We start from the raw sequence: 14,462 nt of genomic DNA, 5'->3' as shown, positions 1-14,462 counted from the left end.
GGCTAACTCTCATCTCTCTGCGTTTCGGTGTCGGCGTCTTCACGCGCCGCACCGCTGTCTTCGGAAGCTCGGAAGCCGGACAGGGCCGCCCAGCGCTGATCGATCACGGGCTCCGGGTCGGAGTCCGCCAGGACCAGGCTGATGCCGGGACCCAGATCGAGATCGAGGTCCTCGCCCGGCAGTTCGGGCTGGAACGGAAGTGAAAGGACCACCGCATCCCGGATGACCGGCTCCAGGTCCACGTGCTCGTCCTGGACCTGGTAGTCGAAAGCTTCATCAAGAGAGTACGCGAACATCTCCGCGAAATCGACCTGGACACGCTCCTGCATGTCGGCGAGGGTGCGCGCGGACTGCCCGTCGGCCACCGTGTCGACCTCGCCGGTGGCCAGGATCCCGTCGTGGAGGGACTCCAGGCGCACGTGCACCTGCATCTCCCGGCCGGCGGGGACGGCGATGAGGCCCTCCCCCATGCGCTCCGGCAGCGCGATGGTCAGGTCGAGCTCGCGCATCTCCCCGGGGCGATGGACGATGTCGTGGACGTGCACCGTGAATGGGGTCTTCTGGAACCTGGACACCCGTAGATCTTACGGGGCGTCACCCGTCGCGCCGGACGGCCAGCGACTCCGCGACGGCCGCCGGCACGTAGGGCGTCACGTCGCCCCCGAGCGCCTCGACCTGGCGGACGAGTGAGCTGGAGACGTGGGCGTGCGCGGGATCCGGCAGGAGCATGACGGTCTCGACGTCGGCGAGGTCGCGGTTGACGAGCGCCATGGGCGTCTCGTACGCGACGTCGAGCTGCGACCGCACGCCCTTGACGAGCACGGACGCGCCGACCTGCCGGCAGTAGTCGACGAGGAGGCCGGCGCCCCACGCGTCGACGCGGACGGAGGCGGGGAGGCCGGCGTCGCGGATCACGCGCTCGATGAGGCGCACGCGCTCCTCGAGCGGCAGCATGGGCGTCTTGCCCGGGTTGTGCACGACCAGCACCACGAGCTCGTCGTAGAGGCGGGCGGCGCGGCGGATCACGTCGAGGTGCCCGAGCGTGACGGGGTCGAACGATCCGGGGACGACGGCGATCCGCTGCATCCCGCCAGCCTAGGGCGGACGCTCCCCTAGTTCTTGTCGAGGAAGGCGCGCTCCTCGTCGTCGAGCCGGCGGGCGAGCGCGCGGGCGAGCGCGGGGTGCCCGGCGAGGTCGGGCGACGCCTCGAGCACGTCGTGGGCGTGCTCGCGCGCGGACTCGATGAGGTCGCCGTCCTGCGCGACCCGGAGCAGCCGGAGCGAGGAGCGGCCGCCCGACTGGTTCGTGCCGAGCACGTCGCCCTCGCGGCGGAGCTCCAGGTCGACGCGGGCGAGCTCGAACCCGTCGAGGGTCGCGGCGACGGCGTCCACGCGCTCGCGGGCGACGGTCTCGGGCTCCGCGTGCGTGACCATGAGGCAGAGGCCGGGCACGCCGCCGCGGCCGACCCGGCCGCGCAGCTGGTGCAGCTGGGAGACGCCGAAGCGGTCGGCGTCGAGGATCACCATGGTCGAGGCGTTCGGCACGTCGACGCCGACCTCGATGACGGTGGTCGCGACGATGAGGTCGATGTCGCCCGCGGAGAACGCGCGCATCACGCGGTCCTTCTCCTCCCCCGTCATGCGGCCGTGCAGCACGGCGCGGCGGACGGATCCGAGGCGCGGGTGGGCGGCGAGCAGCGCGTCGATGTCGGTGACGGTCGCGAGAGCGGGGCGGGCGGTCGCGTCCTCGGCGCCGTCGGCGGCGTCCTCGTCCTCCGCCTCGGGATCCTGCGGGTCGATCGCCGGGCACACCACGAACGCCTGGCGCCCCTTCTCGATCTCCTCGGCCGTGCGCGCCCAGACCCGCTCGATCCAGCCCGGGTGCTCGTGCAGCGGGACGACGAACGACTCGATGGGCTGGCGGCCGCTCGGCAGCTCGGCGATGGTCGACACGTCGAGGTCGCCGAACACCGTCATGGCGACCGTGCGCGGGATGGGCGTGGCCGTGAGCACGAGCACGTGCGGCGGCGTGCCGCCCTTCCGCCGGAGCGCCTCGCGCTGGTCGACGCCGAAGCGGTGCTGCTCGTCGACCACCACGAGGCCGAGGTCGAGGAACTCGACGCGGTCGCCGAGGAGCGCGTGCGTGCCGACGACGATGCGCGCCTGGCCGCTCACGATGCGCAGGAGCGCGCGCTTGCGCTCGGCGGTCGACAGCTGGCCGGTGAGCAGGGTGGGCATGAGCTCCGCCGCGAGGTCCGGTCCGAGCGACGCGGTGAGGGAGCGCAGGTGCTGGCTGGCGAGCACCTCGGTGGGCGCGAGCAGCGCGGACTGGCCGCCGGAGTCGGCGACCGCGAGCATCGCCCGGAGCGCGACGAGGGTCTTGCCGGAGCCGACCTCGCCCTGCACGAGCCGGTTCATGGGCCAGGTGCGCGCCATGTCCGCGGCGATCTCCTGGCCGACGAGCCGCTGGTCGCCCGTGCGCTCGAAGGGCAGCTGCGCGTCGAGGCGGTCGAGGTGGCCTCCCGGGGTCGGGATCCGCGGGGTGGCGGGCAGCGCGCGGGCCGCCTGCCGCCGCTGCAGCAGCGCGGTCTGGAGGACGAACGCCTCCTGGAAGCGGAGGGCGTCGCGGCCGCGGCGCCAGTCGACGTCCTTCTCGGGGCGGTGCACGCCCTCGAGCGCCTCGCGGTACGGGAGGAGGCCGCGCTCGGCGCGCACGTCGGCGGGGACGGGATCCTCCAGGTCGTCGACCGCGTCGAGCGCGAGCTCCACGGCCTTCGCGACCTGCCAGCTCGCCATGGACGCGGTGGCCGGGTAGATGGGGATGGGCATCTCGGCCCAGCGGCGGGCGGCCGCGTCGGGCTCACCGCCGGAGAGCGCCGGACCCTCGTGCGCGTCGAACAGCTCGTAGTCGGGGTGCGCGAGCTGGAGCGCGCCGCGGTAGTCGCTGACCTTGCCCGCGAAGATCCCGCGGACGCCCGGCACGAGGTCCTTGGCTCGCCACGCCTGGTTGAAGAAGGTGAGGGTGAGGAAGCCGCGGCCGTCGGTGATCCGCACCTCGAGGATGCTGCCGCGCCGGGCCCGCATGGGCCGCTCCCGCACCTCGCGCACCTCGGCGACGATGGTGGCCTGCTGGTCGACCGGCAGCTCGGCGAGGGCGGTGAGCTCGCCGCGGCGGGCGTAGCGGCGCGGCAGGTGCTCGAGGAGGTCGGCGACCGTGCGCAGCCCGAAGGCCTTCTGCAGCACGCCCGCGGTGCGGCCGCCCACGACGCCCGCGAGCGCGGCGTCGGATCCGGTCATCCTCCGAGTCTACGAGGGGCGTCCGACGCCGGCCGCCCGTCGTCCGGGCCGGCCGCCGTCCCGTCGTCGTCGCGGGGCCGGCGACGGACGAGCGAGCGCGGGGCGACGAGCGCCAGGGCGCGGTCGAGCCGTCCGGCGCGGGCCGCCAGGCCGTCCCGCAGCGCGACGAGCGCGGCGGCCTGGGCGGCGCCCGCCGCGGCGTCGACGGGCACGTCGGCGCGGGCGAACCGCTCCCGCTCCCGGACGCCGACCAGCAGCGCGACGGGATCCGCGAGCGCCGGGTCGTCGCCGGCGAGGCGGCGGCCCAGCTCGCGCGGCGACTCGGTGTCGGGGACGCGCATGCCGAGGTCCACCGCCTGGTCCTCCGCCTCGCGCCAGGCCGTGCCCGCGGGCGCGTCCCCGGCCTCGAGGGCCAGGAGGCGGCCGCGGCGCCGGGCGCGGCGGAGGAGGGCGGGGGCCGCGAGGAGCGCGAGCACGAGGAGGGCGAGGGCCGCGGTGCCGAGGGCGGCCCACGGGATCCGGACGGCGGACGCGCCGTCCGCGCCGGGCGCGGTCGACGCGGTGGGCGCCGGCGTGGCGGTCGCGGTCGGCGCCGCCGTGGGCGTGGGCGACGCGGACGGCGTGGGCGCGGTGGTCGGCGCGGCCGACGGCTGCGCGTACGGTGCGGCCTGGCCGCGTCCCGGGGTCGGCTCGAACGCGATCCAGCCCACGCCCGCGAAGTACAGCTCCGGCCACGAGTGCAGGTCGTGGGATCCGACGCGGTAGGTGATGAGGTCGCCGTCGCGCCCCACCTGGTCCCCCGGCAGGTAGCCGACCGCGACGCGCGACGGGATGCCCGCCTCGCGCGCCATGATCGCCATGGCCGAGGCGAAGTGCACGCAATAGCCCGAGCGCACCCGCAGGAACTCCCCCACGACGTCCACGCCGCTGCCGTCGTAGCCCTGCTGGACGGGCGCGTCCTCGGAGTAGCGGAACGCGCCCCCGGTGAAGAACTCCTGGAGCGCGAGCGCCCGGTCGTACGGCGAGTCGATGCCCGCGAGGACGTCGGCCGTCGTCGAGGCGACGATGTCCGGGGTGCCGGAGGGGATCTGGAGGAACGGCCGCAGGTCGTCGTCGGTCGCGGGCGCCACGGCCTCCAGCTGCTCGCGCGTGGGCCGCGGCAGCTCGGAGCGCACCGTGTAGCTCTGCTCGCGGCTGTCGGAGTCGGTCGACCGGATCGCGAGGCCCTGCTCGGACCAGCGCCAGGTGCCCTCCAGCCCGTCGACGCTCCGCGGTGCGTAGGGCGCCGGGAGCCAGGCGCTGGAGGAGCCCTCGACCTCGACGCGCGACTCGACCTCCTCGACCGGCACGTCGGATCCGGCGCCGAGGTCGGGCCCGATGGCGTCGACCGTGTTGCCGTCCGGCGGGCGCAGGGACGACGGCGCCCACTCGTCGCCCTCGAAGCGCGAGAGGGTCGTGACCTTGAAGTAGAGGGGCGTCGGGGACGCCGTCGAGTACCGCAGCGCCTCGACGTCGACGGGGCGGCGGAGGTCGTCGCCGAGGTCGAGGATGGGGTTCACGACGCGCGACCCGCCCTGCCCGGAGCCGGAGGCCGAGGGGAACGTGGCCGTCGTGAGCCCGGGGACGATCGCGGGCGCGACCAGCGAGATGACGACCGCGCCGCCCGCGAGCGCGCCCGCGGAGACGAGCGCCGTGCGGGCCGATCCCGGCGAGCGGCCGCCCGACGGGGAGCGGCCCGGGTCGGCACGCGGTCCGCCGAGGAGGCCGGATCCCCGCCAGCCGCCCTCCCCGTCCGCGTCCCGGGCGTCGGCCGCGAGCACCGCGAACCACGCGAGGACCGTGACGGCGAAGGACGCCACCGAGAACTCCCCCACCAGGACCGCGCCGGGGACGGACACCAGGACGAGGAGCGGCAGGCCCGTGACCGCGGGCATCCGGAGCGCGTTCGCGAGCACGTCGAGCACGACGGCGAGGGCGCCGACCGAGGCGACGATCACGAAGACGATGGACGCGAGCGGCGGCACGGGGGCGGACCTGCGGTAGATCTCCTCGCCTGCCTGCTCCCCGACCGCGACGAGCGTGCGCAGGGTCTCGGGGGTGGGGATCACGCCGAGCACCGCGGTGCGCGCCGCGAAGACGAGCGTCACGAGGAGCACGAGCACGACGAGGCCGCCGAGCGACGCCAGGAGGCGCGGGGCGCCCGCCGCTCGGAGGAGCGCGGCGGAGCCGAGCACCGCGGCGACCACGAGGACGCAGAGGGCGTACCAGGCGCCGGGCTCGACGAGGAGGTGCAGGCTCGCCGTGCCCGCGAGCAGGGCGACCCCGAGCGCGGCGGTGAGCGGCCAGCGGGCGGCGGCGCGGCTGGATCCCGGTCGGCGACCGCTGCGGCCCGGCCCGGCGCCGCCGTCCCGCGACCGGCCGCCCGGGCCGCCGGTCCGCTCCCCGGGCAGGGAGCGCGGCTCCACGGTCCAGTGGTCGCGGCCGCCGAGGCCGACGGCGTCCAGGTCGCTCATCGGGCCATCTCCTCGGCGCGGGCGGCGCGCCAGGCGTCGGCGGGCGCCGTGCCGTCGTCGAAGGCGACCGTGTGCCAGCCCGCCTCGCGGAGGATCCGCACGGCCTCGCGGTCGTCGCGGCCCTCGACCCGGCCCGGGTGCGCGAGGAACGCGACCGCCGGCCGGCAGGCGGCGCCGAAGCCCGCGAGACGGTGCGCCTCGCGCGCGTCGAGGTGGCCGAGGACGGCGTGGACCGGGACGGCGCGACGGCTCCGCCGGAGATCCGCGAGGGCCTCCTGCACGGCGTCGCGGTCGGGGTCGGGCGCGGTCGGGCGCACCTCGGCGAGGTGCAGGAGCAGCTCGGCCTCGGCCGCGGCGCCGTCGCCCGGTCGAGCGGCCGGGGCGTCGGACGCGCCCGCCGTCTCGACGAGCTGCACCGCGTATCCGCCGCGCTGCAGGTGGACGCCGATCGACGCCGCGAACGCCACCGCGCGCTCGAACGCGCGGTCGGAGTCGCCGTCGTCGTCCGCGTGGAGGGGGAAGCCCTCCGCGCGCGTGTCGAGCAGGACGAGGGAGCGGGGGCTGGAGCGCTGCTCCTCCTGCCGCACCATGAGCTCGCCGTGGCGGGCGGTCGCGCGCCAGTGCACGCGGCGCAGCGGGTCGCCCGCGCGGTACTCGCGCGTGCCGAGGTCGTCCTCGCCGCCGTCGGCCCGGCGCTGCACGCGCTCGGACTCGCCCTCGGAGGTGACCGGCCCGCCGGACTCGGCCGCGAGGTCGGCCAGGCGCGGCGTGACGACGAGGCGCGAGGTGCCGCCCGCGACGTGCCGCAGGCCCATCAGGCGGAAGGGGTCGTGCTCCTCGACGGCCAGCGGGCCCACCTCGTGGATCCCGCGGCGCTCGGGCGTGAGGTCGTAGCGGAGGACGGGTCGGGCGGACGCGCGGCGGGATCCGCGCGCGAGGCCCCGCATCGACGGCAGCTCCGCGGGCGGCGTCGCCCCCTCGGCGCCCGGCACCAGGTCGAGCGCCCACGAGCGCGGCGTGGGCAGGGGCCCGGCGTTGGCGACCGCCACCGTCACGGTCGTCTGCGTGCCGGCCTCGACCACGGTCGTCGTGAAGGCCCGCTCGACGTGCAGCCGCACCCGCGCGATCACGAGCCAGGCCGCCGCCAGGAGCGGCAGGGCGAGGACGGCCACGCCGATGAAGACGAACTCCCGCCGACCCGCGATGAAGGCGCCCGCGAAGGCGGCGACCCCGGCGGCGAGCAGGGCGATGCCGCGGAGGGTCGGATGCGGGACGGCCTCGATGCCGATCCGGCGCATCAGGCGCGCGAGGGGCGGCACGGGCTCAGCGCGTCCGCCCCGCGGCGCTCAGCGGCACGGAGGTCGAGGCGACGATGCGCTCGAGGATCTCGACGACCGCGGCCTGGCCGCGTCCGCCCTGGCCGAGCGCGCGGCCGGTGGCCACGAGCCGGTGGGCGAGCACCGGCGCCGCGAGGGCGTCGACGTCGTCCGGGAGCACGAAGTCGCGCCCGTCGAGGGCCGCGCGGGTCTTCGCGGCGCGGATGAGCTGGAGGGTGGCGCGCGGGCTCGCGCCGAGGCGGATGTCCTCGTGACCGCGAGTGGCCTGCACGATGGCCACCGTGTAGCGCGATACGGGGTCGGAGACGTAGACGCCGCGGGCCGCGCGCATCATCGCGTCGAGCTCGTCGGCGTCGACCACGGGCCGCAGCTCGTCGAGCGGGCTGACGGTGTCCCGGTCGCGGAGCATCGCGAGCTCGGCGGACGCGTCCGGGTAGCCCATGGAGATCCGCGCCATGAAGCGGTCGCGCTGCGCCTCGGGCAGGGAGTAGGTGCCCTCCATCTCGACCGGGTTCTGCGTCGCGACCACCGTGAACGGCTGCTGGAGGCCGTGGGTGACGCCGTCGACCGTGACCTGGCCCTCCTCCATGCACTCCAGGAGCGCCGACTGGGTCTTGGGGCTCGCGCGGTTGATCTCGTCGCCGATGACGATGTTCGCGAAGACCGCGCCCGGCTGGAACTCGAACCGGTGGTCGGCCTGGCTGTAGACGGAGACGCCCGTGACGTCGGAGGGCAGGAGGTCGGGGGTGAACTGGATCCGGTTCACCGTGCAGTCGACGCTCCGGGCGAGCGCCTTGGCGAGCATCGTCTTGCCGACGCCCGGCACGTCCTCGATGAGGAGGTGGCCGCCGGAGAGGAAGACCGTGAGCGCCATGCGCGTGGCCTCGTGCTTGCCGGAGAGGACCGCGTCGACGTTGCCGAGGATGAGGTCGGCGAGCCGGCGCACCTCCTCCAGCGGCATCGCGGGGGCGACGTGCCCGGCGGGCGCGTGGGCCGCCTGGCGCGTGGCGGAGCGGACGCGGGCGGGGTGCGGGCCCGATCCGGCGTGCAGGGGAACGGACTCGGACTCGGGGCTCGTCACGGAGGTCCTCCAGCGTCGTGGGCGTCGTCGCAGCATACGTCAGGGATCCGGGAGCGTCCGGCGCGCCGCCCGCGATGGACAGGGCGGGTAGCGTGGTCGGTCGTGCACCCCGCTCCGATCATCGCCGGCCCGCGCGCGGCCGGGTACCCCGCATGACCCGCATCGTCGCCGGGTACGCCGGGTCCCTCGTCCTCCGCGTGCCGAAGAGCGGCACGAGACCCACGAGCGACCGCGTGCGCGAGGCCCTCTTCTCCGGGCTCGAGGCCCGGGACGCGCTCGACGGCGCGCGCGTGCTCGACCTCTACGCGGGATCCGGCGCCCTCGGCCTCGAGGCCGCCAGCCGCGGCGCGCGCGAGGTGGTGCTCGTGGAGCGCGCCGTGCCCGCCGCCGCCGTGTGCCGGTCGAACGCGGCCCTCGTCGAGCGGGCGGCGCCCGAGGTGCCGCGCCGCGGATCCGCGTGGCCGCGCAGAGCGTGCGCGCCTTCCTCGCGGGCGACCGCGGCTCCTACGACGTGGCGTTCCTCGACCCGCCCTACGAGGTGGGCGACGCGGAGCTCGCCGAGGAGCTGGCCGCGCTCGTCCCGCGGCTCGTCGACGGCGCCGTCGTGATGGTGGAGCGCAGCTCCCGCTCGGCGGAGCCCGCGTGGCCCGCGGGGCTCGTGCTCGACCGCCGCAAGTCGTACGGCGACACGGTCGTGTGGTGGGCGTCCGCCGAGGCCGCTGACGCCGACGACGACGCGACGACCCCCGCCCCCTAGCGCGCGCCGTCCCAGTCGGAGTACGGGTCCCAGCCGCCGAGCGCGGTGCGCGGGCCGGCGTACGGCGCGCCGTCGACCGTGACGGCGGGACCGTCGGCGCCGGCGGCGACGACCGCGCCGATCGCGCGGAAGGGCGCCGGCAGCGCCGCGTCGGGCGGGAACGCCGCGACCAGCGCGTGGTCCTCTCCCCCGGTGAGCACGAGGTCGAGCGCGCGCGGCGGGAGCGACGGGTGGGCGGCGGCGACCCGCCGCGCGTCGTCCGCGAGTGCCGCGGACCGCAGGTCGATCCCGGCCCCGCTCGCGCGCGCCATCCGGGCGAGGTCGAGGAGCAGTCCGTCGGAGACGTCGAGCATGGCCGTCGCGCCGGCCCGGGCGGCGTCGGCGCCCGCCCCGAGCGGGGCGACGGGCGACAGCTGCGCCTCCACGGCGACGGGGTGGGCGGCGCGGAGGGCTCGCGCGAGGTCGGCGTCGGGGACGGGACCCTGGCCCGCCGCGCCGCTGCGCGCATGGGCGAACAGGAGGGCGACGCCCGCGGCGGCCATCCCGAGGGTGCCGGCCACCGCGATCACGTCGCCGGGACGGGCGCCCGAGCGCAGCACGGGGTCGCGCCCCTCGAGGTCGCCCGTCGCCGTGACGGTGATCGCCAGCGCGTCCGAGACGGACAGGTCGCCGCCCACGACGCCGCAGCCGGGCGCCTGCAGTGCGCAGCCCTCGCGCAGGCCGTCCGCGAGGGCCTCGAGGTCGGCCACGCGCGTGGCGGCGGGCGCCGCGATGGCCACGAGGAGCGCCGAGGGCCGCGCGCCCATGGCGGCCACGTCGGCCAGGTTCGACGTCGCGGCGCGGCGCCCGAGGTCGTGGAACGACGACCAGGCGAGGCGGAAGTCCGGCCCCTCGATCATCATGTCGGTCGTGATCACGAAGCGGCCGTCGGGCGCCCGCACGACCGCGCTGTCGTCGCCCGGGCCCACGTCCGCGGCGTCGGCGGCGGGCAGGTGCGGCAGGATCCGGGCCAGCGTCGCGAGCTCGCCCGCGCTCCCGAGGGTCGCCGCGTCGGCCGCGCCCCCGTCGGTCGGATCCGCGGCGGAGGGCGTCCCAGGAGTCGTCACGACTGCCACGGTAGCCTGACCGCGATGACTCCCCGCCGCCCCGCCCGCGCGATCGCGCGCACCGCCGCCGTCGCCGCCGCCGCGTGCGGCATCGCCCTCGCCGTCGCCGGATGCGCCCCCACCGTCTCGCTGGAGGCGGCCCCGGGCGCCACGGATCCGCTCTGCGCCGACGTGGTCGTGCACCTCCCCGCCCAGCTCGGCACCGCGCCGCTGCGGGAGACCGACGCGCAGGGCACGGGCGCGTGGGGCGATCCCCAGAGCACCGTCATCCTCCGCTGCGGCGTCGCGACCCCCGGCCCCACCACGGACGCGTGCATCAGCTACGACGACGTCGACTGGGTCGAGGACGACTCGCGCTCCCCCGACATCCGCTACACGACCTACGGGCGCACGCCCGCCGTCGAGGTCGTCATCGACTCCACGCAGGCGAGCTACACGGCGCTCACCGACCTCAGCGGCGTCGTCGCCGTCATCCCGCAGACCGCGAAGTGCGTCAGCGCGCAGGACCTGGGCGACGCGCCTCCTCCGGGGAGCTGACCGGCGGCCGTCCCGTCGTGATCCCCTCGGGTGAGCGCCGGGCGTCGCGCGCGAGCTGCGCCGCCCGCCGCCAGCGCAGCCACGGCAGCTCGTGCGGCCAGTGCATCGTCAGCGAGGTCATGCCGCGGCTCATGCGCAGCGGCAGGGTCGAGGGCCGGGTGAGCGGCCGCATGCTGATGCCCATGCCGAGGTGCGGGTCGAGCACGATGCGGCGCTCGGGGCCCAGGTGCACCGACAGGTCGATGTCGTCGTGCAGGTGCGTGCCCTCGCGGTGCACCTCCATGCGCACCTCGCGCCAGGCGTCGCGGCGCAGGGCGAGGTTGGATCCGAACAGCGGCGGGTGTCCGAGCGCGAGCGTGACCGAGGCGAAGTACGCGCCGAGGTAGGCGACCGCCGCGACCCCGCGGAGCGCCCGCGGGCCGTCGAGGAAGCGCGCCGCGCCCGTCACCGCCGCGACGTCGGGGCGCGCGGCGAGCACGTCGCCGAGCCGCTCGATCCAGTCGGCGGGCGGCACGCAGTCGGCGTCGAGCCGCGCGATGACCTCGGAGCGCGCGGCGTCGTAGCCCGTGCACGCGGCCGCGGGGATCCCGACGACCGGCTCGCGCACGACGCGCGCGCCGGCGGCCCGGGCGACCTCGGCGCTGTCATCGGTCGAGGCGTTGTCGACCACGACGACCTCGTCGGGCGCGACCGTCTGGCCCGCGAGCGCCCGGAGGCACGCGCGCAGGTGCCCGGCGTCGTCGCGCACGGGGATCACGACGGAGACGGTCGGTCGCGGCGCCGCGAGCCCGCCGCGACCGCCGCCGCCGCGGACGAGGGGCACGGGACGGCCGTCCGGATGGAGACGGGGCCGGGCGACGGATCGTCCTACGAGCATGCGCTCGAGCCTAGGCTCGTCGCCGCCCGGCGACCGGCCTCAGCCCCGGGCGCCATCCGCCTCCCACGCGAGCGCCACGTCGAGGAGCCGCGAGATGAGCTCCGGGTACGCGATGCCGGACGCCTGCCAGCAGGCCGGGAACATGGAGATGGGCGTGAAGCCCGGCATCGTGTTGACCTCGTTGAGCACGAAGCCGTCCGCCGTGAGGAAGAAGTCGACGCGCGCGAGGCCGCGGCCGTCGACCGCGCGGAACGCCCGGATCGAGAGCTCGCGCATCTCGGCGAGCTCCGCGTCGGTGACGTCGGCCGGGCAGACCAGGTCGATGCCGTCCGCGCCCAGGTACTTGGCCTCGAAGTCGTAGAAGTCGCGGCCCGAGACGACGATCTCGCCCGCGACGGACGCGCGCGGCTCCCGGCCCGGCCCGTCGTCGAGGATGGCGCACTCGACCTCGCGGCCGACGAGGCCCGCCTCGACGAGCACGCGGTCGTCCTCGCGGAACGCGGTCTCGAGGGCGGCGTCGAGCGCGGCGGCCTCCGCCACGCGGCTGACGCCCACGCTGGATCCGGCGCGCGCGGGCTTCACGAACGCCGGGAGCGCGAGCTCGGCCGCCCGGGCGCGGACGCCCGCGGGGTCGGCCGCCCACTCGTGCCGGGACACCGTGATCCACGGCGCCACCTGGATGCCCGCCGCGCGCAGCACGGTCTTCGCGTAGTGCTTGTCCATGCCGAGCGCCGAGGCGAGCACGCCCGAGCCGACGTACGGCAGCCCGGCGAGCTCGAGCATGCCCTGCACGGTGCCGTCCTCGCCCTGGGTGCCGTGCAGGATCGGGAAGACGAGGTCGACGCGGCCGAGCGAGCGCTCGGAGCCGTCCGCGTCCCGGACCCGGAGCTCGCGGGAGGACGCGTCCTCCGGCCAGCGCACGCGCGTGCCGTTGTCCGCCACCTCGGGCAGGGCGTCCGCGTCGAGCGCGAAGGCCGCCGCGTCGTCGTCCTGGAGCGTGAAGGCGCCGCGCGGCGTGATCCCCACGGGGATCACCTCGAAGCGCTCGCGGTCGATGGCGCCGAGGACGCCGCTCGCCGTGGCGCAGCTGATGGAGTGCTCGCTGGAGGTGCCGCCGAAGAGGAGGACGACCCGGATGCGTTCGGTCATGCTCATTCCCCCTGGGGCGTGTCGTCGTCGGTGGTGAGGTGCGGCGCGATGTCCCGCGGCGACAGCGTGCCCGCGAGCACCTGCGACACCTGCTCCACGATGGGCATGTCGACGCCGCGCTGGCGGGCGAGCTCGAGCACGGGCGCGACGGAGGAGAGTCCCTCGGCCGTCTGCTGCATGCTCGTGACCACGTCGGTGAAGCTGTAGCCCTGGCCGAGCAGCCGCCCGGCCGTGTTGTTGCGGGACAGCGACGACTCGCACGTGGCGATGAGGTCGCCGAGGCCCGCGAGCCCCGCGAGCGTCTCGGCGCGGGCGCCGTACGCGACGGAGAAGGCGGTCATCTCCGCGAGGCCGCGCGTGATGATCGAGGCCTTCGTGTTCTCGCCGTAGCCCACGCCGTCGACGATGCCGACCGCGACCGCGATGAGGTTCTTGAGCACGCCGCCGAACTCGGTGCCGATCACGTCGGTGTTCACGAACGAGCGGAAGTAGGGGCTGCGGGCGATCTTCGCCACGCGCTCCGCGGTGGCCTGGTCGGACGACGACACCACGACGGCGGTCGGCTGCTCCCGCGCGATCTCGAGCGCCAGGTTCGGGCCGGACGCGACGGCGATGCGCTCCGGCGCGATGCGGAGCACCTCCTGCATCACCTCGCTCATCCGGAGGCCCGTGCCCTTCTCCACGCCCTTCATGAGGCTGACGACCACGGCGTCGGAGGGGACGAGGTCGCGCGCGGCCTCGAGGTTCGCCCGGAGCGACTGGCTGGGCACGCCGACGAACACGTCGGTGGCGCCCGCGAGCACGCGCTCGAGCGAGAAGTCGGCGGTGAGCCGCCGCGGCAGGTTCACCCCGGGCAGGTAGTCGCTGTTGCGCTTGGCCTCGGTGATCTCCCGGGCGAGCTCCGGGCGACGGGCCCACATGACGACGTCGTTCCCGCCGTCGGCCATGACCTTGGCGAAGGTGGTGCCCCAGCTGCCGGCGCCGAGGACGACGACGCGGCGCCGCTCCCCGTCGGCGGCGTCGCCGGTCGCGGGGCGGGGGTCGGGTGCGGGGCTCGCGCTCGCGTCACTCAAAGCGGCCGGTCTCCTTCTGGTTCTGGGAGCGGGGATCCCACCGCTCGGTCGGGGCGGTCTCGCCGCGCAGCTCCTCCACGAGCTCCGTGATGGCGGCCATGACGACGGCGGTCGCCTCGGTCAGGGTGGCGGAGTCGAGGCTGCGGTCGCGGAAGCGCGAGAGGTCGACGGGCTCGCCGATGGCGACGTGGATGGTGGTGCGCGGGAAGAGCCGCACGCGCTTCGAGTACCGGCCCATCAGCTTCTGCGTCCCCCAGTGCGCGGCCGGGATCACGGGGATGCCGGCCTGCAGGGCGAGCCGCACGGCGCCGGTCTTGCCGCGCATGGGCCAGAGGTCGGGGTCGCGCGTGAGGGTCCCCTCGGGGTAGACGACGACGATGCGGCCGTCGCGCGCCAGGTCGGATGCCGCGGTGAGCGCCTGGCCGCCGCGCACCCCGCCGTCGCGCTGCACGGGGATCTGGCCGGAGCGGCGGAGGAACCAGCCCACGACGGGAACGTCGAACAGCGACGCCTTCGCGAGGAAGCGGGGCAGGCGCCCGAGCTTCCACGCCACGGCGCCCATGACCACGGGGTCGATCTCGCTGTGGTGGTTCGGCGCGAGCACATAGGACCCCGTGCGGGGCATCCGCTCGGGGTGGTGGATCTCGAACCGCACGGCCGTGTTCAGCACCGGCAGCACGAGCGCGGCCAGCACCCAGAAGATCGACGGTCGGGCCTTCTCGTTCGCCATGGATCC

12 protein-coding genes and 1 pseudogene are annotated in these 14,462 nt (G+C 76.1%); 2 read left to right on the top strand and 11 right to left on the bottom strand.

Translation table 11 applies throughout. The features are described from left to right. Nucleotides 1-2: 2 nt before the first annotated feature. From AES38_RS06385 to AES38_RS06360, 6 genes are read right to left on the bottom strand one after another with little or no spacing between them, the layout of a single operon-like run. Nucleotides 3-575 (bottom strand): YceD family protein, encoded by a 573-nt coding sequence (locus tag AES38_RS06385; protein ID WP_053774268.1) that lies wholly within the window; start codon nt 573-575, stop codon nt 3-5. Between the two features lie 19 nt (nt 576-594). Further along, nucleotides 595-1,086, bottom strand: coding sequence for a pantetheine-phosphate adenylyltransferase (gene coaD / locus AES38_RS06380; protein ID WP_053774267.1), 492 nt, complete (start codon nt 1,084-1,086; stop codon nt 595-597). 26 nt (nt 1,087-1,112) lie between these two features. Next, nucleotides 1,113-3,296: an ATP-dependent DNA helicase RecG gene (locus AES38_RS06375; protein ID WP_053774266.1), complete on the bottom strand. Its 2,184-nt coding sequence runs from the start codon at nt 3,294-3,296 to the stop codon at nt 1,113-1,115. Further along, a complete protein-coding gene (locus tag AES38_RS06370) occupies nt 3,293-5,809 on the bottom strand; it encodes a transglutaminase TgpA family protein (protein ID WP_053774265.1) in 2,517 nt (838 codons plus the stop codon). The genes AES38_RS06375 and AES38_RS06370 overlap by 4 nt, the downstream gene beginning before the upstream one ends. Continuing rightward, on the bottom strand, nt 5,806-7,128 hold the full coding sequence (locus AES38_RS06365; protein WP_256998879.1) for a DUF58 domain-containing protein: 1,323 nt from the start codon (nt 7,126-7,128) through the stop codon (nt 5,806-5,808). The genes AES38_RS06370 and AES38_RS06365 overlap by 4 nt, the downstream gene beginning before the upstream one ends. A 4-nt stretch (nt 7,129-7,132) precedes the next feature. Beyond that, nucleotides 7,133-8,107 (bottom strand): AAA family ATPase, encoded by a 975-nt coding sequence (locus AES38_RS06360; protein ID WP_053775703.1) that lies wholly within the window; start codon nt 8,105-8,107, stop codon nt 7,133-7,135. 272 nt (nt 8,108-8,379) lie between these two features. Between AES38_RS06360 and rsmD the strand changes: the two are divergent. Beyond that, nucleotides 8,380-8,984: pseudogene (gene rsmD / locus AES38_RS06355) on the top strand (16S rRNA (guanine(966)-N(2))-methyltransferase RsmD). Here rsmD and AES38_RS06350 read toward each other — a convergent pair. Then, a complete protein-coding gene (locus tag AES38_RS06350; protein WP_053774264.1) occupies nt 8,981-10,090 on the bottom strand; it encodes a thiamine-phosphate kinase in 1,110 nt (369 codons plus the stop codon). The pseudogene rsmD and the gene AES38_RS06350 overlap by 4 nt on opposite strands. Before the next feature lie 24 nt (nt 10,091-10,114). On the opposite strand from AES38_RS06350, the gene AES38_RS06345 reads away from it, so the two are divergent. Continuing rightward, nucleotides 10,115-10,627 carry a DUF3515 domain-containing protein gene (locus AES38_RS06345; protein WP_053774263.1) on the top strand — a complete coding sequence of 171 codons (513 nt, stop codon included), beginning with the start codon at nt 10,115-10,117 and terminating at the stop codon, nt 10,625-10,627. Here AES38_RS06345 and AES38_RS06340 read toward each other — a convergent pair. From AES38_RS06340 to AES38_RS06325, 4 genes are all read right to left on the bottom strand, one after another. Then, nucleotides 10,584-11,450: a glycosyltransferase family 2 protein gene (locus AES38_RS06340; RefSeq protein WP_053775702.1), complete on the bottom strand. Its 867-nt coding sequence runs from the start codon at nt 11,448-11,450 to the stop codon at nt 10,584-10,586. The genes AES38_RS06345 and AES38_RS06340 overlap by 44 nt on opposite strands. A gap of 93 nt (nt 11,451-11,543) precedes the next feature. Further along, nucleotides 11,544-12,653 (bottom strand): D-alanine--D-alanine ligase family protein, encoded by a 1,110-nt coding sequence (locus tag AES38_RS06335; protein ID WP_053774262.1) that lies wholly within the window; start codon nt 12,651-12,653, stop codon nt 11,544-11,546. Nucleotides 12,654-12,655: 2 nt separating this feature from the next. Then, nucleotides 12,656-13,726 carry an NAD(P)H-dependent glycerol-3-phosphate dehydrogenase gene (locus AES38_RS06330; RefSeq protein WP_053774261.1) on the bottom strand — a complete coding sequence of 357 codons (1,071 nt, stop codon included), beginning with the start codon at nt 13,724-13,726 and terminating at the stop codon, nt 12,656-12,658. Continuing rightward, nucleotides 13,719-14,456, bottom strand: a complete 738-nt coding sequence (locus tag AES38_RS06325) for a lysophospholipid acyltransferase family protein (RefSeq protein ID WP_053775701.1) — start codon at nt 14,454-14,456, stop codon at nt 13,719-13,721. The genes AES38_RS06330 and AES38_RS06325 overlap by 8 nt, the downstream gene beginning before the upstream one ends. Nucleotides 14,457-14,462: the final 6 nt, after the last annotated feature.

It is taken from the genome of Clavibacter capsici (assembly GCF_001280205.1).
Taxonomy (GTDB): domain Bacteria; phylum Actinomycetota; class Actinomycetes; order Actinomycetales; family Microbacteriaceae; genus Clavibacter; species Clavibacter capsici.
Note: the sequence above shows the minus strand (reverse complement) of the source record. Positions and strands in the feature narration are given on the sequence as shown.

Bases quoted from the DNA above. Each gene is read 5' to 3' on its own strand.
- AES38_RS06335 (WP_053774262.1), bottom strand. From the start codon at position 12,653: ATGACCGAACGCATCCGGGTCGTCCTCCTCTTCGGCGGCACCTCCAGC.
- AES38_RS06360 (WP_053775703.1), bottom strand. From the start codon at position 8,107: ATGCCGCTGGAGGAGGTGCGCCGGCTCGCCGACCTCATCCTCGGCAAC.
- AES38_RS06345 (WP_053774263.1), top strand. From the start codon at position 10,115: ATGACTCCCCGCCGCCCCGCCCGCGCGATCGCGCGCACCGCCGCCGTC.
- AES38_RS06370 (WP_053774265.1), bottom strand. From the start codon at position 5,809: ATGAGCGACCTGGACGCCGTCGGCCTCGGCGGCCGCGACCACTGGACC.
- AES38_RS06325 (WP_053775701.1), bottom strand. From the start codon at position 14,456: ATGGCGAACGAGAAGGCCCGACCGTCGATCTTCTGGGTGCTGGCCGCG.
- coaD (WP_053774267.1), bottom strand. From the start codon at position 1,086: ATGCAGCGGATCGCCGTCGTCCCCGGATCGTTCGACCCCGTCACGCTC.
- AES38_RS06375 (WP_053774266.1), bottom strand. From the start codon at position 3,296: ATGACCGGATCCGACGCCGCGCTCGCGGGCGTCGTGGGCGGCCGCACC.